A 21,048-nucleotide genomic window follows, 5' to 3' on the forward strand; every position below is an offset into this window, starting at 1 on the left:
GGCACTATTAGCCAATGGCATTATCAAGAAAAGGGATGACTCGGTGCAAAGATACCTTGTCGGTGGTGCAGTCCGCGATCAACTGCTAAATATTAACGTCTATGACAAAGACTGGGTAGTGGTCGGGTCCACACCTGAAAAACTTCTAGAAAAAGGCTACACAGCTGTCGGAAAAGACTTCCCCGTTTTCCTTCATCCAAAAACAAAAGAAGAACATGCTCTTGCTCGGACAGAGCGAAAAGTTGGTCAGGGATACACAGGGTTTGAGTGTTACTTCGCAGCGGATGTTACCTTAGAAGAAGATCTACTACGTCGAGATCTTACTATCAACGCCATGGCGCAAGATCCTGATGGAAATGTCATCGATCCCTTTAACGGCCAGCAAGATCTGCATGATCGTGTCCTACGTCATGTTTCTGATGCATTTACTGAAGATCCTTTACGCGTTCTACGTGTTGCTCGCTTTGCTGCGAAGCTCGATCATCTCGGCTTTACCGTTGCACCTGAAACACTGAGCTTGATGCGTGAAATCTCAGAATCTGGCGAGTTAACTCACTTAACTCCAGAGCGTGTGTGGCAAGAGTGGTATAAATCTCTCTCTACCCGAAGCCCACAGACTTTCTTAAGTGTGCTTCGAGAATGTGGAGCATTAAAGGTTGTTCTACCTGAGCTAGACGCTTTGTTTGGCGTGCCTCAACCGGAAAAGTGGCATCCAGAAATCGATACTGGCATTCACACATTGATGGTTGCTGAACAAGCAGCGAAACTCAGTGACTCTCTCCCTGTGCGCTTTGCCTCTCAAGTCCATGATCTAGGTAAAGGCATCACTCCTGAATCGGAATGGCCGAGTCACAAAATGCACTGCCACACCGGGCTTAAGTTAATTAAGAAGCTTTGCGACCGTGTACGAGTGCCTAATGAGTTCAGAGATCTCGCACTAATAGTCTGCGAGCAACACTCCAATATCCATAGAGCGGCTGAGCTTCGCCCTGAGACAAAACTCAAAGTACTTAATAAGTTCGATGTATGGCGCAAGCCAGAACGACTTGAAGACATTCTGCTGTGCTGTATGGCCGATAGTCGTGGTCGAACAGGTTATGAAGAGATTGATTACCCGCAAAGAGAGCTCTTTACTGACGCTTACCAGGCTGCTTTAGCAGTAAATGTGCAAGATATTATCAAGGATGGCTTTAAGGGTGCGGATATTCGCACTGAGATGGAAAAGCGTAGAGTTGAGGCTATTCGCGGAGCTTAATCGACAGTCGTCATCCTCAAGAATGAGGAACGAATGAGTTGGGGATCTCTTGAAGCGAGCTGAATATTTGAGGAGATTCCCTACTCCTTCCTTCGTCAGTCTATGGAATGACGAGTCACACAGCCTTAATAATTCTTGTCATCCCCAAGAATGAGGTACGAATGAGTTGGAGATCTCTTGAAGCGAACTGAGTAATTGAAGGGATTCCCTACTCTCTCCTTCGTCGCTCTAAGGAATAACAGATACAAAAACGCCTCCGAAATCGGAGGCGTTTTTTAAAGCTTTAAGCTAATAATTCGTTGTGAATTATTGACCTTTAACTTCTTTAAGACCGTTGAAAGGAGCTTTAGCGCCTAGAGCTTCTTCGATACGGATTAGCTGGTTGTACTTAGCAACACGGTCAGAACGGCTCATAGAACCAGTCTTGATTTGACCTGCAGCAGTACCTACCGCTAGGTCAGCGATAGTTGCATCTTCAGTTTCGCCAGAACGGTGAGAGATTACAGCTGTGTAACCTGCGTCTTTAGCCATCTTGATTGCAGCTAGAGTCTCAGTTAGAGAACCGATTTGGTTGAACTTGATAAGGATAGAGTTAGCTACGCCTTTCTCGATACCTTCAGCAAGGATCTTAGTGTTAGTAACGAATAGGTCATCACCTACTAGTTGAAGCTTGTCACCTAGTAGTTCAGTTTGGTGCTTGAAGCCATCCCAGTCAGACTCGTCTAGACCGTCTTCGATAGAAACGATTGGGAATTGGTTAGCTAGCTCAGCTAGGTAGTGGTTGAACTCTTCAGAAGAGAAAGTCTTACCTTCGCCCTTCATGTTGTAGATGCCAGCTTCTTTGTCGAAGAACTCAGATGCAGCACAGTCCATAGCTAGAGTAACGTCTTTACCTAGTTCGTAACCTGCAGCAGCAACAGCTTCTGCGATAACTTCTAGAGCTTCAGCGTTAGACTTAAGGTTAGGAGCGAAACCACCTTCGTCACCAACTGCAGTGCTGTAGCCTTTAGACTTAAGAACTTTAGCTAGGTTGTGGAATACTTCAGCACCGATACGTAGACCTTCTTTAAGAGTCTTAGCACCAACTGGTTGGATCATGAACTCTTGGATATCAACGTTGTTGTCTGCGTGCTCACCACCGTTGATGATGTTCATCATTGGTAGAGGCATAGAGAACTGACCAGCAGTACCGTTTAGTTCAGCAATGTGCTCGTATAGAGGCATGCCTTTAGCCGCTGCAGCAGCTTTAGCGTTTGCTAGAGATACAGCTAGGATTGCGTTAGCACCGAACTTAGACTTGTTTTCAGTACCGTCTAGCTCGATCATTACTGCGTCGATTGCAGCTTGGTCTTTAGCGTCTTTACCAACTAGAGCTTCAGCGATTTCGCCGTTTACAGCTTCAACAGCTTTAAGAACACCTTTACCTAGGAAACGAGCTTTGTCGCCGTCACGTAGCTCAAGAGCTTCACGTGAACCAGTTGATGCGCCAGATGGAGCAGCAGCCATACCTACGAAACCGCCTTCTAGGTGTACTTCAGCTTCTACAGTTGGGTTACCACGTGAATCGATGATTTCACGACCTAGAACTTTAACGATCTTAGACATTGAATGTTTCCTTCTCGTTGAATATATAATGTCAAAATTAAGGGCAGCAGCACTACTAACGCTACTGCCCGTATCCTTTACTTCTCTAATTCGCCGCGTTGGTATTCACCAGCCGCTTTCACGAAACCTGCAAATAGTGGGTGACCATCGCGAGGTGTTGAAGTGAACTCTGGGTGGAACTGAGCCGCTACAAACCATGGGTGAGCTGGGTTCTCAATTACTTCTACCAGTTTCTTGTCTGCAGATAGACCTGATACTTTTAGGCCTGCTTTTTCAATCTGTGGACGAAGAACATTGTTCACTTCGTAACGGTGACGGTGACGTTCATGAATCGTCGCGTTACCGTATAGTTCACGAGCTTTAGTACCTTTCTCTAGGTGACATAGCTGTGAACCAAGACGCATAGTACCACCTAGGTCAGAGGTTTCAGTACGTTCTTCAACTTTACCTTCACCATCAACCCACTCAGTGATTAGACCAACAACTGGGTACTTCGTCTCTTTGTTAAATTCTGTTGAGTGTGCACCTTCCATACCCGCAACGTTACGCGCGTATTCGATAAGTGCTACTTGCATGCCTAGACAGATACCTAAGTAAGGTACTTTGTTTTCACGAGCGTATTTTGCTGCAAGGATCTTACCTTCAACACCACGGTCGCCAAAACCACCAGGAACAAGGATTGCGTCAAGGTCAGCCAGTGCTTCTTCACCTTTTGACTCAACGTCTTGAGAATCTACGTATTTGATCTTCACGCTTAGACGGTTCTTAAGACCTGCGTGCTTCAGTGCTTCGTTCACTGACTTGTATGCGTCTGGTAGTTCAATGTACTTACCAACCATACCGATAGTCACTTCACCCGTTGGGTTCGCTTCTTCGTAGATTACTTGTTCCCACTCAGACAGATCAGCTTCAGGAGCTGTAATGCCAAAGCGTGTACATACTAGGTCATCTAGACCTTGAGATTTGATTAACTGAGGGATCTTGTAGATAGAATCTACGTCCTTCATAGAGATTACTGCTTTTTCTGAAACGTTACAGAACAGAGCAATCTTCTTACGTTCGTTCGCTGGGATCATACGATCGCTACGACAAACTAGGATGTCTGGCTGGATACCGATAGACAGTAGCTCTTTTACAGAGTGCTGAGTCGGTTTAGTTTTCACTTCACCCGCTGCTGCTAGATAAGGAACTAGAGTTAGGTGCATGAACATTGCGCGCTCACGGCCTAGTTCAACTGCTAGCTGACGAATCGCTTCCATAAATGGTAGAGATTCGATATCACCAACCGTACCACCAACTTCAACGATAGCTACGTCGTGGCCTTCAGAACCTGCGATTACGCGGTCTTTGATAGAGTTAGTGATGTGAGGGATTACTTGGATAGTTGCACCTAGGTAATCACCGCGACGCTCTTTTGCTAAAACGTCTGAGTAAACACGACCTGCAGTGAAGTTATTGCGCTTAGTCATCTTGGTGCGAATGAAACGCTCATAGTGACCAAGGTCAAGGTCAGTTTCAGCGCCATCTTCCGTGACGAACACCTCACCGTGTTGAGTAGGGCTCATTGTGCCTGGGTCAACGTTAATGTAAGGGTCAAGCTTCATCATAGTCACTTTAAGACCACGAGCTTCTAGAATAGCCGCAAGAGATGCTGCTGCAATACCTTTACCTAGAGAGGATACAACCCCGCCAGTAACAAAAATGTAATTTGTCGTCATGTTTAACCTGAAATTGGTTGAATGAGGGAAAATGGATTTCTTCTGGACGGGATATAAATATACCAGAAGCCCTTAACCGCCACAACGTGAAATCTATCACACTGCAATTTTTTATTTTTTGCTTCAAATCAAATTCGAGTATCGAGTTATTCGTCTCTGTTTTGCAGCGCTTCTTTCATTTTGACTTCATCCCAGAACCTATCTAACTGTTCTAGATTGAAATCCGTTAACTGTTTACCTTGCTCTGCGACGATGGCTTCAACACCTTTAAATCGTCTAGAAAACTTTAAGTTCGCTTTACTTAATGCGACTTCAGGATCTTTACCTAAATGCCTCGCTAAATTTACGGTAGCAAAGAGTAAATCACCAAGTTCCAGTTCCACTTTTTTCTCATCGACTGAGACTTGAAGTGCCTCTTCCATCACTTCTTCGATTTCTTCTTGAACCTTGCCGACAACCGGCCCTAGCGAATCCCAATCAAAGCCAAATTTGGCACATTTTTTCTGTATTTTTGTAGCACGTGAAAGCGCCGGTAATGAAGCTGGTACTGAGTCTAGAATACTTTCTTCAGATTTGCCTACTTTGGCTTTTTCTTTCGCTTTTTCCGCTTCCCAATTGGCATTAATCTGCTCGTCATTCTCAAATTTGGTATCAGAAAACACGTGAGGATGACGTCGAGTTAATTTTTCATTGACGGTTTCAACCACTTCCGAAAAATCAAACAAGCCCTGCTCTTTCGCCATTTGGCTGTAAAAGATGACTTGGAAGAGTAGATCACCTAATTCTTCTTTGAGATTCGACCAGTCGCGTTTTTGAATCGCATCCACCACCTCATAGGTTTCTTCGATGGTATACGGCACAATGGTGTCAAAACTCTGTTTGATATCCCACGGGCACCCCCTCTCTGGGTCACGTAGCTGCGCCATAATCTGTTCTAATTGTTCAATTGGGTGACTCATCTTCTGTTCCTTTAAATCTTTTTATCTAAAGAAAAAGGTGAGCAGTAAAAACTACTCACCTTTAATTTTTATCTGTCATCCTCACAAATGAAACCTGAAAAAGTTGGGGTTCTCTGATCACTTGAAGAGATTCCCTATCACGTTCGTCCCTCACTATAGGGAATGACTGTTTTCCACTTTCACTAAGTAATTGTTACTTTAACAAGGCAACAAGTTTTTGCGACTCCTGAGCATAGCTCGCCTATGTGATGGAGCAAGAAAACGCAGTTAACGCCGTAAAAGTGACAAGTACGACGTGAAAGTTAGCCTAGGCGCTTGACGCTCATAACATCCTTGATCTGCTCAACACGTTTAGAGACACGCGTTAAAATATCAACACTGGTAACCTCTAAATCAAAGTCCATAATCGACATTTGCGTACGGTAATCGACTCGACTCTTCATGCTGGTGATCTTAATTTTCTCGTTAGCATATAGCGTGGTGATATCTTTTAATAACCCGCCACGTTCCATCGCTTCTACACGTACCGTGATGATGTAAGAACCAACAAAACCACTGCCCCAGACTGTATCGATAATACGTTCAGCTGCGTGATGTCTTAGCTCTTCTAGCTGCTCACAGTCTGCACGGTGAACTGAGATACCACGGCCTTGAGTAATGTAGCCAGCAATGTCATCACCAGGGATAGGCTGACAGCAACGTGCAAGGTGAGTCATTAGGTTATCAACACCTTCAACAACTACCGCGTCTTTCTTAGGGCGACTTTGTGCTGGTGCTTTATTGCCAGCCTCTTTCAGCTTCTCTAACGCTTGCTGATCTTCTTCTTCCGCTGTTGGCTTGTTTACCAAGGCATTGATGTGGTTGATGATCTGATTAATACGTAAATCGCCACTACCAACGCCTACATAGAGCTCGTCAGGGGTGTTCATATTGAAGCGCTTAAGACCATATTGCTCTGCATCTTTAAGCGTTGCACCAATCTTGACAAGTTCTTGTTCTAGAATCTCACGACCCGCTTCTAAGTTCTTCTCACGACTTTGAGCACGGAACCAAGCATTAATCTTAGCGCGTGCACGGCTGGAGGTAACGAAGCCAGTGGTAGGGTTTAACCAATCACGAGATGGGTTTGGTTCTTTGGCAGTGATGATCTCAACTTGATCGCCCATAGCCAACTTGTGAGTAAACGGAACGATACGGCCAGCCACTTTGGCCCCGATACAACGGTGACCAACCATAGAGTGGATATGGTAAGCGAAATCAAGTGGTGTTGCGCCCATCGGCAAGTCGACCACGTCACCGCGAGGCGTAAACGCATAGACGCGATCATCAAACACCTGACTGCGCAGCTCATCAAGCATTTCTCCTGAATCTGACATTTCTTCTTGCCAATCCAGTAGCTTACGCAGCCAAGTAATCTTCTCGTCATAACCACTACGACCGCCGCCACCTTCTTTGTATTTCCAGTGCGCAGCAACACCAAGCTCCGAGTCTTCGTGCATGTCTTTGGTGCGAATTTGGATTTCGATGGTTTTGCCTTCAGGGCCTAAAATGACGGTGTGAATCGACTGGTAACCGTTTGGTTTTGGATTCGCGACGTAGTCATCAAACTCACTAGGTAGGTGTTTATATTTGGTATGCACTGTACCTAGTGCAGCGTAACAATCTTGCAGTTTGTCAGCAATGATACGTACCGCACGCACATCAAACAGCTCATCAAAGGCTAAGCCCTTCTTCTGCATTTTGCGCCAAATACTATAGATGTGTTTTGGACGTCCACTCACTTCTGCATTGATCGACGATGCCTTCATCTCAGAAGTTAAGTCATCAACAAAATCTTGGATGTACTGCTCACGTACGATGCGTCGTTCAGAAAGCTGCTTAGCGATTTGCTTATAGGTATCTGGTTGCTGGTAACGGAAAGCGTAATCTTCCATTTCCCATTTAAGCTGACCAATACCAAGGCGGTTCGCGAGTGGCGCATAAATATTGGCACACTCTTTTGCAGCCGCTTGGCGAACCTCTTCTGGCGCTTGCTTAACTTCAACCAGATTGGCGATTCGCTCTGCCAGTTTGATGATGACACAGCGGAAATCATCCACCATAGCCAAAAGCATTCGGCGAACATTATCAACCTGAGCAGAAGCAGCGCTTCCTTCAGTCGTCACGTTAAGTTGCCCTAACGCCGCCATCTCTTCGACGCCATCAATTAACTTAATTGTTTCTTTGCCGAAGTCTTCTTCGAACTGTTCACGGTTGTAGGCACCGCTACTGACTAGCGGGAAGAGCAAGGCAGCAACAAGAGTCGCCTTATCCATCGAAAGGGTAATTAGGATTTCGATCATTTCACGGCCACGCCATAATAATAGCGGTCCTTGATCGTTGCCTTCTAAAACGGCTTCACCACGTAGGTAAACCTCTTTAAGGCGCTTAGCAACTTTAGGTTCTTGTTCTAGGCTAGCAATCCACTTATCTAGCTCAAACTGTTCGTCTTGGTTTAAATGTGCGCTTCTTACCGCAACCATTATTTTCGTCCTGTTATTCTTTTTATATTCGACCTGGTCTGTATCTGTTTTTTCAGACACAGAGCAAGTTAGTTTAATCCTTTACAAAGAGCGCCATTGATTCTAAATGACTGGTATGCGGAAACATATCGAGCATACCTAATTTTTGTAACTTGTATCCTTGATTTAGCAAGCTTTGTGAATCCCTTGCTAGGGTAGCAGGATTGCATGAGACATACACAACTCTCGATGCCCCCAACTGAGAGATATGCTCAATGATACCGCTTGCTCCTGCTCTTGCTGGGTCGAGTAGAATTTTATCAAATTTTTCCTGTGCCCAAAGCTGACCAGAGAAATCTTGTTCAAGGTTTGCCTGATAGAAAGTCGCATTACTAATGCCATTGACACTAGCATTGTCCGACGCTTTATCAACCATGGCATCAACACCTTCCACACCAATAACATTTTGCGCTTGCTTTGCCATTGGTAAACTAAAGTTTCCTAAGCCACAAAATAGGTCAAGCACTCGATCTTCGTCACTCAGCTCTAGCCAATCCAACGCTTGTGACACCATTGACTGGTTCACCTTCTGATTGACCTGAATAAAGTTGTTCGGTTCAAATGGGATCGTCACACCAGCTTCCGTATAGTTGGCAGACTCACCCACAACTCGGTGAAGATGATCACTTTCCGGCATCAAATAAAGTGTCGTTTGATGGTTTTCCGAAAACTTCGTCAAAGCTTGATGATCTGCTTCGCTCAATGCTTTTAGATGACGTAAAACAACCACCTTAGTGTTATCACCTTTGACCAACTCTACGTGACCTAAGTTCTCTTGGTTAGCAAAACCGCTCAATAGCTCATGAAGCGGAGCTAGCAATACATCAAGGTCTTTATCGAGCACTGGACAGTGTGTCACCGTGACAATATCTTTGCTCTGCTTCTTGCGAAAACCAAACTCTAGCTGACGAGTTTTCTTATTTAGCTTCAAGCTCACTCGCGCGCGGCGGCGATAACCTGTAGGTTCGCCAACGATTGGCGCTTCTAGTGCTATACGTTGGCCAGCAAATTTACTCATCAATTGACTCAGAGTTTGCTGTTTATATTCTTGCTGAGCCTCAATACCTAAATGCTGCATATTACAACCACCACACTCGTGGTAGTAAGCACAGAATGGCTCGATTCGCTGTTCACTTGGTTTTTGAACTTTAATCAAGTTCGCTCGAGAAAATTTGCTCTTACTCTCGGTTAATTGAGCCAGAACTTGTTCACCTGGCAATGCGCCTTCAATAAAGATAGGCTTCTTGTTTTGATAAGCCATACCTGCGCCATGATGATCCAACTTCTCAATCGTCAATGATTGATGCTTACTATTGAGTTGAGTTTTCTTCTTTGGTTGGAAAAAACGCGCCATGCTATGTGCCTATATTCTATGACCTTACGGCCTATTGCTCGAAAAGTTGCTTATGTCCCAGCTTTTACGCCTGAATCATTGTCTGAGCCGACTGAGTTGATTATGCTTAGTATTTCGACGGCTTCTTTTATTTTGGAAGTTATTTTCCCATATCCACACCACGATGTTTAGACAATAATGACAAGATATGGCTTACGTGCCCGTGTTATTACACTTACCTTAGCGCCAACACTAATTATCGGACTGCTTCTCAGCGCCTTTTTCTCGTTCAATCGCTATCACGACCTAGAAAAACAGGTGATTAATTCAGGCCTAAATATTATTGAGCCTTTAGCGATAGCCAGTGAAGACGGCCTTAAAAATAATAGCCGAGAATCGGTCCGTCGCATCATCAGCTATGCGCACCGCAAGAATTCCAAATTTGTGCGCAGTATTGCCGTCTTTGACTACAATCACGAACTGTTTGTTACCTCGAACTTCCACCCTAATTTTGAGCTACTGACCTTTCCAAGAAATGAACCGATTCCTTTATTAGTCAGCTCAGTACTGCAAGAAAATACACTCATTCTGCGCGCACCTGTCATCGCAGAGTCAGGACTGGTTGCGACTATCAAAGGCCAAAGCAGCAACCCTGCTCTAGGTTATGTGGCTATCGAGCTCGACCTGTCATCATTACGCTTACAACAATACCAAGAGATATTTTCAGCATTCCTTGTACTTCTGATTGGTTTGGGGCTATCTGCTGTGTTTGCCCATCGCTTAATGCATGACGTAACGCGCCCGATCTCTCATATGAAGAACATGGTAGACCGAATTCGTCGTGGCCACCTAGATGTGCGAATTGAAGGCAAGATGCATGGTGAGCTCGACTCACTGAAAAATGGTATCAACTCGATGGCTGTGTCCCTGTCGGAATACCATGTGGAGATGCAACATAGTATCGACCAAGCCACGTCTGATTTACGAGAAACCTTAGAACAGCTAGAGATTCAAAACGTCGAGCTCGATATTGCGAAAAAACGCGCTCAAGAGGCTGCTCGAGTTAAGTCTGAGTTCTTAGCCAATATGTCTCATGAGCTACGTACTCCGTTGAATGGTGTGATTGGCTTCACCCGTCAGATGCTCAAAACTACATTGACCAACAGCCAAACCGACTATCTGCAAACGATTGAGAATTCAGCCAATAACTTACTGAATATCATCAACGACATTCTCGACTTCTCTAAGCTTGAGGCAGGTAAGCTAGCACTAGAAAATATCCCGTTTGATTTCCAAGCTTCGCTAGAAGAAGTTGTCAGCCTTCAAGCCACCAGCGCACACGAAAAAGGGCTTGAATTAACCCTTAAGATTGATCCGAAGATCCCTGCTGGACTGGTCGGTGACCCATTACGTATACAGCAAGTATTGACCAACTTAGTAGGCAACTCGATTAAATTTACAGAACGCGGCAATATCGATATTAGTGTTGAGCTTCGTTCACAAAAAGAAGATTCAGTCGAACTGCAATTCATGGTGCGAGATACAGGTATCGGTATTTCAGAACGTCAGCAGTCTCAACTATTCCAAGCATTTAGCCAAGCAGATGCAAGTATTTCTCGCCGCTACGGTGGCACCGGTCTTGGTTTGGTTATCACCCAGAAACTGGTCAGCCAGATGGGTGGTGAGATCAGTCTGACGAGTCGACTACACCAAGGCTCGACGTTCTGGTTTACTCTGCGTCTATCCTCGACTGATATGCCAGTAAGCGATCTAATTGAGACACAAGTTCTACAGCAGCGTTCTCTGCTTCTGGTTGAGCCAAACATGCAAGCTGCATCTGTGATTCAACAAACACTGGTACAAGAAGGCCTTATCGTTACGTATCGTTCGTCTCTACCTGACGAGTCGGAAAGCTACGACTACGTTCTACTTAACCTATCTCCGAATAAAGAAAACGATATTGAAACGGTTCAAGTATGGGTTGAGCATGCTATGCGCTGTGCTTCTCATGTTGTTGTTGGTACACCAAGTACAACCCTTGCATTGTCAGACCATCTAATACAGAAATATCACATTCACTGTATTACCAAGCCGCTATCACGCAGAAAGCTGCTTCAAACACTTGCCGCTAACCAAGAAAGCACTCCACTGTTAGAAAGCCCAAGTGAACACAATGAGACACTGCCATTAACCGTTATGGCGGTCGATGATAACCCAGCCAACCTAAAACTTATCAGCGCACTTCTTCACGAACGAGTTGAGAAAGTTGTCACTTGTACCAATGGCCTTGATGCGGTGAAACAAGCTGAGGTTCAGCATTTCGATATCATTCTAATGGATATTCAAATGCCTCATATGGATGGGGTAACAGCGTGTAGCAAGATCAAACAGACTGAGCTCAATAGTGCGACACCAGTGATTGCAGTGACGGCCCATGCAATGAGCGGTGAACGTGACCGTCTACTTGCTGCGGGTATGGATGACTACCTCACTAAACCGATTGAAGAGCACGTACTTCAGCAAGTATTAATGCACTGGAATCCTCATACCAGTGAAAAGGATCTTGAAAAACTTGATCTATCGAGTACGCCTACGGTTATTGAACATCAAGAGGAAGCTGTCAGCCAAGATAGTCACAGCAATATGATCATCGATTGGCAAGCAGCCTTAAAGCAGTCAGCCAACAAAGAAGATCTCGCACAAGATATGCTGCAAATGCTAGTCGACTATATTCCAGAGGTGAATGCGATTGTAGAAGGCGCCCTTGAGGATGACCACTTTGATACCCAGCAACTCATTCACCATGTTCACAAACTTCACGGCAGCAGTTCATACTGCGGTGTCCCGCGTCTGAAGAGTGTCTGTGCAACGATTGAAAAAGAATTGCGTTCAGGTTCGAGTATTGAAGATATAGAACCAGAGCTTTTCGAACTTCAAGATGAAATGGAGAAAGTAGTCGCGAGTGCACAACCCTATTTGAACAGCTAAAACGCGCTAACTGCCGACAAAAAAATAGCGACCTCGAGTCGCTATTTTTCTAATATCACTGTTGCCATTGCGTAATGCCGCTCATCGGAAATAGAAAGGTGAATACTCGTCACCCCTCTTTGCTCAGCAATCTCCAATGCTTTTTTAGACAAGCTCAACTTTGGTGCACCAAGATCATCATTAACAATGGTAAAATCGTGGAAGGTGACACCCAGCGCAATACCAGTACCCAAAGCTTTAGAAGCTGCCTCTTTCGCGGCAAAACGTTTAGCTAAAAAACGCCCTTGTTGCTTTAACCCCGAAAAAATCTCAAATTCGACGTCGGTCAAAATACGCTTTGCAAATGCTTCACCAGATCGAGCGAGCGCTTTTTCGACTCGCTCAATCTCAGCTATGTCTGTTCCTAAACCGACAATTGCCATAACAGTTATTTACGAGCTTCAACCATGATGGCCTTCATATCAGCAACCGCTTTATGTAAGCCATCAAACACTGCACGACCAATGATCGAGTGACCAATGTTTAATTCAAAAATTTCTGGAATGGCAGCGATTGGTGCTACGTTGTGGTAAGTCAGGCCGTGACCTGCGTTAACCGTAATACCAAGGTCAGCAGCGTAACTTGCACCAGCCGCAATCTTTTTCAGCTCGTCTTGCTGATCTTCTTCAGTTTCAGCGTCTGCATAGTGACCTGTGTGCAGCTCAATAAATGGTGCACCACACGCTTTTACTGCGTCAATTTGCTCACGGTCTGCATCAATGAATAGCGATACTTTGATGCCTGCTTCAGTTAGTGTTTGAGTCGCTGCTTTAACCTTTTCTAAGTGGCCAGCAACATCAAGGCCGCCTTCTGTAGTCAGTTCTTCACGTTTTTCTGGCACAAGACATACGTATTCTGGTTTCGTCTTCAGCGCAATCTCTACCATCTCGTCCGTAACCGCCATTTCTAGGTTCATACGTGTTTGTAGCGTCTCACGTAGGATACGAACATCACGATCAACAATATGGCGACGGTCTTCACGCAGGTGAATTGTAATACCGTCGGCACCTGCTCGCTCAGCAATTTCTGCTGCATGTACAGGATCAGGATACTTAGTACCACGCGCGTTACGTAGCGTTGCAATGTGGTCGATATTTACACCTAGGTAGATTGAGCTCATTTTCCAATACTCCGTGCTCGGGGAATCATCGACATAAACAATTCCCTGCTTTTTAATGGTTTGCCGCCAAGATACGGCTTTAATGCTATACGTGTAAAGCGTTTTGCCGCTTTCAGTTGTTCTTTTGTGGTAAATCTACGTTCACTGATGGCAATCAGTTCATCGCCTTTAAAAGTTAAATTGTCATGACGTACTGACGCAATAAAGCCTTTCTGTTCGCGATAACGATAAGTCATTCCGGGATCGATAGGTTCTCCACTGCCAGCACAATGTAAAAAATCCACTCCATATCCCATGGCAGATAACAATGCTAGCTCAAACCGCCTTAGTGCAGGTTCTGGATTATCAGCCTGAGCTAACTCAGTTAGAGCGTGCAAATAGTCATGAAACAGAGCAGGCATTGCGACTTCCGCCATCAATACACGGCCAATTAACTCATTGACGTACATCCCCGAGTAAAGGTTTATGCCGGTCAATGGCAAACCCAAGCTGATCGGTTCTGCTTGGCGCAGCGTTTTCATCGAGCCGTTACCCGACCATTTCAGCAATAGAGGGGTAAAGGGTTGAAGCGCACCTTTCAAGTTCGAGCGTTTGCTCCGCGCACCTTTTGACATCAAGGTAATACGACCATACTCCTCACTAAACACATCGAGAATTAAACTCGATTCGCTGTAAGGGCGTCGGTGTAAAACAAAACAACGCTGTAAGCCTTCAGAGGACATAGAGATTGCCAAACTAATGTTACATAAAAAATAAGGAGCCACAGGGCTCCTTATTTCGTCTTATTCGGAGCGAAGCGCCAGCCTCGCAAACCTTATAGATCGTCGATATAGCCAAGAGAGCGTAGTGCACGCTCATCGTCTGCCCAACCAGATTTCACTTTAACCCAAGTTTCTAAGTAAACCTTGCGGCCAAACAGCTCTTCCATATCTAGGCGCGCTTCACGACCAATCGTCTTGATCTTTTCGCCGCCCTTACCAATAACCATCTTCTTCTGACCATTACGTTCAACAAGAATCAGGGCATTGATGTGGAAACCATCGGTTTCAGGGTTGTAATCGAAACGCTCGATCTCAACCGTTACTGAGTATGGCAATTCTTCACCAGTGAAACGCATTAGCTTTTCACGTACGATCTCTGACGCCATAAAACGCTGAGAACGGTCAGTCACGTACTCTTCTGGGAAGTGATGCGTCGCTTTAGGTAAGTGCTCACGTACATGTTTACGTAGTACATCAATATTCTTACCGTGTTTCGCTGAGATTGGCACAACATCAACGAATTCCATCTTCTTCGACATATCCATCATGTGAAGCATGACTTCATTGCGATCTTGTACGTTATCAACCTTGTTGACACACAATACCACTGGGAAGTTCGATTTCTGCAGTTTAGTCAGAACCATCTCATCATCGGCGGTCCAGTGTGTACCATCCACTAAGAAGAACACAAGGTTCACATCACTCAAAGATGAGTTTGCTGCACGGTTCATCAGACGGTTAATCGCACGCTTCTCTTCGATGTGAAGACCAGGAGTATCGACAAAAATCGCTTGGTAATCGCCTTCAGTATCAACACCCATAATGCGGTGACGAGTTGTTTGAGGCTTACGTGAAGTAATCGAAATCTTCTGACCCAAAATACGGTTTAGAAGGGTCGATTTACCTACATTAGGGCGACCAACGATCGCGACAAAACCACAATGCTGATTTTCTGGTGAGGTAGCTTGCTCGCCGCCTGATGAGAAAAACGCATCAATATCAAATTCGTTGTTATCCGTTGAATCAGTCATTGGTTAATTGCTCTAGTGCTAATTCAGCAGCCGCTTGTTCTGCCTTGCGGCGGCTGGTGCCTTTACCAATAACAGGCTGTCCAATACCTGCCACTTCGCACGAAACCGTAAATTCTTGGTTGTGTGCTTCACCTTTAATATTAGTCACTGTGTAAGCAGGTAGTGGCTTTCTTCGACCTTGAAGGAACTCTTGAAGGCGAGTCTTCGGATCTTTTTGCGATACACCCGGCTTGATTGCATCAAGGCGCGTCTTGTACCAGCTAAGAATAATGCCACGAACTACTTCAATGTCGCTGTCTAGGTAGATAGCGCCAATGATGGCTTCCACAGCGTCGGCAAGAATTGAATCACGACGGAAACCGCCACTTTTTAATTCACCTGGACCTAATTTTAAGTGATCTCCTAGTTCGAATTCACGACCTAGTTCAGCGAGCGTATTACCACGAACAAGTGTCGCACGCATACGGCTCATGTCCCCTTCGTTAACCTTAGGGAAACGGTGATAAAGATCATCAGCAATGACAAAACTTAAAATTGAATCGCCCAGAAACTCAAGACGCTCGTTATGTTTTCCATTAGCGCTGCGGTGTGTCAGCGCTAAACTGATTAGCTCAGCATCATTGAACTGATAGCCGAGCTTCTTCTCTAGTTTTGGTGTAGGAGAATTCATGCTCTCTCGATATAGATTGATTAGTGAATACCACCGATGCGGTTAAAACGCACACCAGTTGGAATCCATGAAGGTAATACGCTATCTTCGCTACGCTCAAACTCGAAGCTAACCCAAATAGCGACTGCCTTACCTACAAGGTTTGCTTCCGGAACAAAGCCCCAGTAGCGACTGTCAGCGCTATTGTCACGGTTATCGCCCATCACAAAGTACTGACCTTCTGGTACAACCCACTCATTAACGCCATTGCGCGGTTGATACAACTCAACACGGTCACGACGTAGCGGGTTTACCAAGATTTGGTGTCCAGTTTCACTTAATTGCTCATCCAACTGAATCAGTGGGATACCATTTTGGATAAACTGGCTTTCTTCTACATTCGATAGTTTCACTGGTTTACATACGTTTTCACCAGCAGACTGAATGCAGATTTCTTTTTTGCTGTTATAGCGAACCGTATCACCCGGTAGACCAACCACACGTTTGATGTAATCGATGCTTGGCTGAGGTGGGTATTTAAATACCACGGTATCACCACGTTCAGGTTTACCTGTTTCAACCAGCTGCGTACGCCACACTGGGTCTTTCAGGCCATAAGCGTACTTCTCTACCAAGATGAAGTCACCGACCAGCAGCGTTGGCATCATAGAACCAGACGGAATCTGAAACGGTTCGTAGATAAAAGAGCGCAATACGAGTACAGCCGCGATCACCGGGAAAATAGAGACACTATTTTCAATCCACCACGGTTGAGTCTTCACTTTTTCAAGAACAGCGGCATCTAAACCATTGGTTTGCGCTTCGACTTCCGCCAATTTTTCTTGGCGTTTCTTTGCAAAAACCAACTTTTCTAGCACCCAAACAATACCCGTTACCAAAGTAACAATCACAAGGATGAGTGAAAATGTATTCGCCATTGACTTCCCTTATCTCAAAAATACGAAAGTGAAAGAGCCGAAACCCTTTCACTTGTTTTATTATCTAACGTCTTATGACAGACCAGAATCAGAGTGGTTCAACTCTAATCTTTACCTACGTGTAAGATAGCTAAGAACGCTTCTTGAGGCAGCTCTACGTTACCAATCTGCTTCATACGTTTCTTACCTTCTTTCTGCTTCTTCAGTAGCTTCTTCTTACGACTCACGTCACCACCGTAACACTTCGCGATTACGTTCTTACGCAGCTGTTTCACTGTTGAACGTGCGATGATGTGGTTACCGATCGCTGCCTGAATAGCAATATCAAACATCTGACGTGGGATGAACTCTTTCATCTTCTCTACTAGCTGACGGCCACGAGTTTGCGACTGATCTTTGTGCGTAATCATCGCTAGGGCATCAACCGTATCACCGTTAAGAAGTACATCAACACGAACCATGTTCGATGCTTCAAAGCGCTGGAAGTTGTAGTCAAGAGATGCGTAACCACGTGACGTAGACTTCAGGCGGTCGAAGAAATCTAGAACTACTTCTGCCATAGGAATATCGTAAGTCACTGCAACTTGGTTACCGTGGTAAACCATATCAACCTGAACACCACGCTTCTCAACACATAGTGTGATTACGTTACCTAAGTAATCTGATGGCACAAGGATGTTACAACGAGCAATTGGCTCACGAATTTCTTCGATGTCATTAACCGCTGGCAGTTTAGCCGGGCTATCAACGTACAGTGTGTTACCGTTAGTTTCTTCAACTTCGTACACTACCGTTGGTGCTGTTGTGATCAGGTCTAGATCGTACTCACGCTCTAGACGCTCTTGAATGATCTCCATGTGCAGCATACCAAGGAAGCCACAACGGAAACCAAAACCAAGCGCTGCTGAGTTTTCTGGCTCGTAGAATAGCGATGCGTCATTCAGGCTTAGTTTACCTAGTGCATCACGGAAGCTTTCGTAATCGTCAGAAGATACTGGGAATAGACCTGCATATACCTGAGGTTTTACTTTCTTAAAGCCTGGTAGAGCAACTTCGCTGCCGTTTTTAGCCAGTGTTAGCGTATCACCTACAGGTGCCCCTAGAATGTCTTTAATACCACAAACAACCCAGCCTACTTCACCAGTACGCAGAATATCTGTATCGACTTGCTTCGGTGTAAAGATACCAAGACGGTCAACACCCCAAACCTGACCAGTGCTCATTACTTTGATCTTGTCGTTCTTCTTAAGAACACCGTTCTTGATTCGAACTAGAGAAACAACACCCAAGTAGTTATCGAACCATGAGTCAATGATCAATGCTTGTAGCGGCGCTTCTGGATCACCTTCAGGTGCTGGAATCGCAGAAACAATGTTTTCTAGAACGTCATCAACACCGATACCTGTCTTCGCACTACAACGAGTCGCTTCCATCGCATCGATACCAACGATTTCTTCAATTTCTTCTGATACACGCTCAGGATCCGCAGCAGGAAGGTCAATCTTGTTTAGGATTGGCACAACCTCTAGGTCCATTTCGATTGCTGTGTAACAGTTAGCAAGAGTTTGAGCCTCTACACCTTGGCCGGCATCGACTACAAGCAAAGCACCTTCACACGCCGCTAGAGAACGAGAAACTTCGTATGCGAAGTCAACGTGTCCTGGGGTATCGATGAAGTTTAGTTGGTAAGTTTCACCATCTTTTGCTGTGTAGTTAAGCGTCACACTCTGTGATTTGATTGTGATACCACGCTCACGCTCTAGATCCATGGAGTCTAAAACCTGTGCGGCCATTTCACGGTCGCTCAATCCACCACATACTTGGATCAAACGGTCTGATAGGGTCGACTTACCATGGTCGATGTGGGCGATAATCGAAAAGTTACGAATGTGCTTCATGATTTGGTGTGACTAAACTCTTATAAATAGGGACAAGAAAGCCGTTTATTCGCTCTGGTTCAATACACTGAGCGACGGCATTTCAATCAAGTTGGCAGATTCTACCCAATTTCTAGCCGCTTCGCACTAGCTAATTGGTTCGCCCAATATCCTTAATAATATGACTTGCTGAGAAGATTGCTGCTCTAATCGTGCAGATAATCGCTTGGCGAGATAAATGCCCGCAGCCGTTGCGAGGGCAGAAGATAGAATTACGATGCCTTCTCCTGCTGCCAAAAGCGGCGCAATCCACCAATGAGCAATGAAAGCCCCGAGGATCATAGCAAAAAGTGGCACAAGATAAACAACCGCCGCAGATTGTAAAATGCTCTTTTCTGGTAGGCCAATTTCGACCACCTGACCTGGTTTAACTGACTTGTTCGTCTTTAAGTGCCAACTCAGAGACTTATTGCCAACAGCTTTAGAAACAATGCCCGTTCCACAACTTTTTTGCGAAGAACAGCTACTGCAACTGGTTTGCTGTTCGCACGCTAACTCAACGTCAAACCCCTTTGAAAGAGGTTTAACGTGAGCAACTGTTGCCAATGCGGTCATCATTGTGAATCACTCGCAGAGTTGGCAAATTTTACAGATTGAGCAATACGTTTCGCTGTCGCAGGTGGTACATCACCAATCACAGAGATTTCATGCTCCCCCCGAACAAAGCTATGTAAGGTTCGGCGCCCTTGACGAACCAACTGGCCTTTTAACGACAAGTTATCGCTTTGAGAGATATAGACTGAGAAGCTAAACAAGCCATCGCTATACATCTGACTTTCAACCATACGCTCGGTGTCATTCATACGGTAGCGATTGAGCTCTTTTGGCTCAAAACCATTTGGAACCCACGAAACCGTCCAATGTGCATTTTCGATTTGCCCTTTAGGTAATGAGAGCACTTCTGGCAGTTTTGCTTGGTTTAGACCACTCAAAGCCTGCTCAATTTTTTCATTCACATTGTAAGAGATGGTTCGATATTGCTCTAACACTTCACCATCACGATCAACCAAGTCCGCACGCAGTGGCAGTTTACTGTTTTCATCAACCCACAAGACATAGGAATAACGCTGACCATCTTTTGGTACAACTCTCAAAACCTGACAGGCAACTCCGGCCTCACGAGCACGACCAACTTGAACAAAGTCGTAAAACTCTTTTAATTGACTCACGTCGGAGTTAAGCATCGGAATGGTAGGTGCAACCATGTTGCCAGATTCAATAGTGAAAGGTTCAACACCAGGTTCAAGGTAGCTTATCTCATCACCTCGGCGAATCACTTCACGAACTGGCCCACTCAAGTACACTAGGTGTGCGAGCTGTTTATCATCAGATACTGCATGGCGGTACAGCAAAGGTTCGATACTGTTTTTCTTTATCAGTATGTAAGACAGTTCATAGTTAAGATGCTGACTTGCCTCGTTCATTTGATACAACAAAGCCTCTGCAGCGTTGTCTTCTGCAAAGGCCAATGGTGTGTTCAAACTGAACAGTGTCAGCGCACTGATCAGAAATTTCTTCATTCAACTACCGTTTCAGGATTATCGCTATGCTCAATAGTATTATCACTATTTAAGCGTAGTTGTAATTCGTAGTCTCGCAGCATCGCATTTATACGACGACGTTGTTCTTGAACGTTGACTTCGTTAGCGCTTTGCGGCTCAACAGAAGAACGCGTTAAGCTAACTGGCTCGGCGCTGCCAGAAAATGGAATCGTCTGTAAAACTGGAAGCGTCTCGGCTTCTGGCGCACTTGGATCACTGCCGCCATACTGTTGCACACCTAAGATCACAGCCAATGAAACACACGCAGCCATTGCGACTTGACCAAACTGACTCAACCACGCAGGCATTTGCTTACGAGCTTGAGACGGTGTTGGTTGAGACTCAACACGACGATGTTGTTCTAACTGAGTTACTGTGGAGTGCGCAGGCTCATCTTCGAGCGCTAACGCTACGCTTTCAGCAATATTCCACTCCGGTTTCTCCGGAGCCTCACCACGCATAACATCACCAATCAAATGGTAGTTTTGCCATGATTGTAGGCTTTCTTGGTCTTGCTCTAATTCTGTAATCAGAGCTTTATCAACCAACTCTCCATCCATGAGTGCTGAAAGTTTCTCTTTGTCAGCCATTATTTTCACCATTAATGTTACTG

The 21,048-nt window shown here is 45.1% G+C and carries 17 protein-coding genes; 2 read left to right on the forward strand and 15 right to left on the reverse strand.

The features are described 5' to 3' along the window. The first annotated feature begins 43 nt into the window (after positions 1-43). Positions 44-1,255 (forward strand): multifunctional CCA addition/repair protein, encoded by a 1,212-nt coding sequence (locus AAFX28_RS21580; RefSeq protein WP_408690923.1) that lies wholly within the window; start codon positions 44-46, stop codon positions 1,253-1,255. Positions 1,256-1,561: 306 nt separating this feature from the next. On the opposite strand, the gene eno is transcribed toward AAFX28_RS21580, so the two are convergent. From eno to rlmD, 5 genes are all read right to left on the reverse strand, one after another. Further along, positions 1,562-2,860: a phosphopyruvate hydratase gene (gene eno, locus AAFX28_RS21585; protein ID WP_408690602.1), complete on the reverse strand. Its 1,299-nt coding sequence runs from the start codon at positions 2,858-2,860 to the stop codon at positions 1,562-1,564. A gap of 77 nt (positions 2,861-2,937) precedes the next feature. Beyond that, on the reverse strand, positions 2,938-4,578 hold the full coding sequence (locus AAFX28_RS21590) for a CTP synthase (protein WP_252028236.1): 1,641 nt from the start codon (positions 4,576-4,578) through the stop codon (positions 2,938-2,940). Between the two features lie 146 nt (positions 4,579-4,724). Beyond that, the gene (gene mazG / locus AAFX28_RS21595; protein WP_408690603.1) at positions 4,725-5,537 is read right to left on the reverse strand and encodes a nucleoside triphosphate pyrophosphohydrolase; all 813 of its coding nucleotides are present in this window, start codon (positions 5,535-5,537) and stop codon (positions 4,725-4,727) included. A 302-nt stretch (positions 5,538-5,839) separates the two neighbouring features. Beyond that, positions 5,840-8,059, reverse strand: coding sequence for a GTP diphosphokinase (gene relA / locus AAFX28_RS21600; RefSeq protein WP_408690604.1), 2,220 nt, complete (start codon positions 8,057-8,059; stop codon positions 5,840-5,842). Positions 8,060-8,132: 73 nt separating this feature from the next. After that, positions 8,133-9,452, reverse strand: a complete 1,320-nt coding sequence (gene rlmD / locus AAFX28_RS21605; protein ID WP_408690605.1) for a 23S rRNA (uracil(1939)-C(5))-methyltransferase RlmD — start codon at positions 9,450-9,452, stop codon at positions 8,133-8,135. A gap of 177 nt (positions 9,453-9,629) precedes the next feature. Here rlmD and barA point away from each other — a divergent pair, with 177 nt between their 5' ends. Then, positions 9,630-12,419: a two-component sensor histidine kinase BarA gene (barA, locus tag AAFX28_RS21610; RefSeq protein ID WP_408690606.1), complete on the forward strand. Its 2,790-nt coding sequence runs from the start codon at positions 9,630-9,632 to the stop codon at positions 12,417-12,419. Positions 12,420-12,460: 41 nt separating this feature from the next. Here the strand turns inward: barA and acpS are convergent, their stop codons facing one another. The 10 genes from acpS to AAFX28_RS21660 form a co-directional block, all read right to left on the reverse strand. Next, positions 12,461-12,841 (reverse strand): holo-ACP synthase, encoded by a 381-nt coding sequence (acpS, locus tag AAFX28_RS21615; protein ID WP_408690607.1) that lies wholly within the window; start codon positions 12,839-12,841, stop codon positions 12,461-12,463. A gap of 5 nt (positions 12,842-12,846) precedes the next feature. Continuing rightward, a complete protein-coding gene (gene pdxJ / locus AAFX28_RS21620; RefSeq protein ID WP_408690608.1) occupies positions 12,847-13,578 on the reverse strand; it encodes a pyridoxine 5'-phosphate synthase in 732 nt (243 codons plus the stop codon). Beyond that, complete coding sequence (gene recO, locus AAFX28_RS21625) at positions 13,575-14,300, reverse strand: DNA repair protein RecO (RefSeq protein WP_408690924.1); 726 nt, start codon at positions 14,298-14,300, stop codon at positions 13,575-13,577. The genes pdxJ and recO overlap by 4 nt, the downstream gene beginning before the upstream one ends. Before the next feature lie 92 nt (positions 14,301-14,392). Next, entirely contained in the window at positions 14,393-15,370 is a 978-nt protein-coding gene (gene era / locus AAFX28_RS21630; RefSeq protein WP_408690609.1) for a GTPase Era, read from the reverse strand. Then, positions 15,363-16,040, reverse strand: coding sequence for a ribonuclease III (gene rnc / locus AAFX28_RS21635; protein ID WP_004415613.1), 678 nt, complete (start codon positions 16,038-16,040; stop codon positions 15,363-15,365). The genes era and rnc overlap by 8 nt, the downstream gene beginning before the upstream one ends. A 20-nt stretch (positions 16,041-16,060) precedes the next feature. Continuing rightward, positions 16,061-16,957 (reverse strand): signal peptidase I, encoded by an 897-nt coding sequence (gene lepB / locus AAFX28_RS21640; RefSeq protein ID WP_408690610.1) that lies wholly within the window; start codon positions 16,955-16,957, stop codon positions 16,061-16,063. Positions 16,958-17,061: 104 nt separating this feature from the next. Further along, entirely contained in the window at positions 17,062-18,855 is a 1,794-nt protein-coding gene (gene lepA, locus AAFX28_RS21645) for a translation elongation factor 4 (RefSeq protein ID WP_408690611.1), read from the reverse strand. A gap of 126 nt (positions 18,856-18,981) precedes the next feature. Then, positions 18,982-19,452 carry a SoxR reducing system RseC family protein gene (locus AAFX28_RS21650; protein WP_408690612.1) on the reverse strand — a complete coding sequence of 157 codons (471 nt, stop codon included), beginning with the start codon at positions 19,450-19,452 and terminating at the stop codon, positions 18,982-18,984. Beyond that, positions 19,449-20,414: a sigma-E factor regulatory protein RseB gene (gene rseB, locus AAFX28_RS21655; RefSeq protein WP_408690613.1), complete on the reverse strand. Its 966-nt coding sequence runs from the start codon at positions 20,412-20,414 to the stop codon at positions 19,449-19,451. Before rseB ends, AAFX28_RS21650 begins: the two co-directional genes overlap by 4 nt. Further along, positions 20,411-21,025 carry an RseA family anti-sigma factor gene (locus AAFX28_RS21660; RefSeq protein ID WP_408690614.1) on the reverse strand — a complete coding sequence of 205 codons (615 nt, stop codon included), beginning with the start codon at positions 21,023-21,025 and terminating at the stop codon, positions 20,411-20,413. The genes rseB and AAFX28_RS21660 overlap by 4 nt, the downstream gene beginning before the upstream one ends. Positions 21,026-21,048 lie beyond the last annotated feature (23 nt).

The organism is Vibrio sp. TBV020 (genome assembly GCF_046056895.1).
Lineage (GTDB): Bacteria > Pseudomonadota > Gammaproteobacteria > Enterobacterales > Vibrionaceae > Vibrio.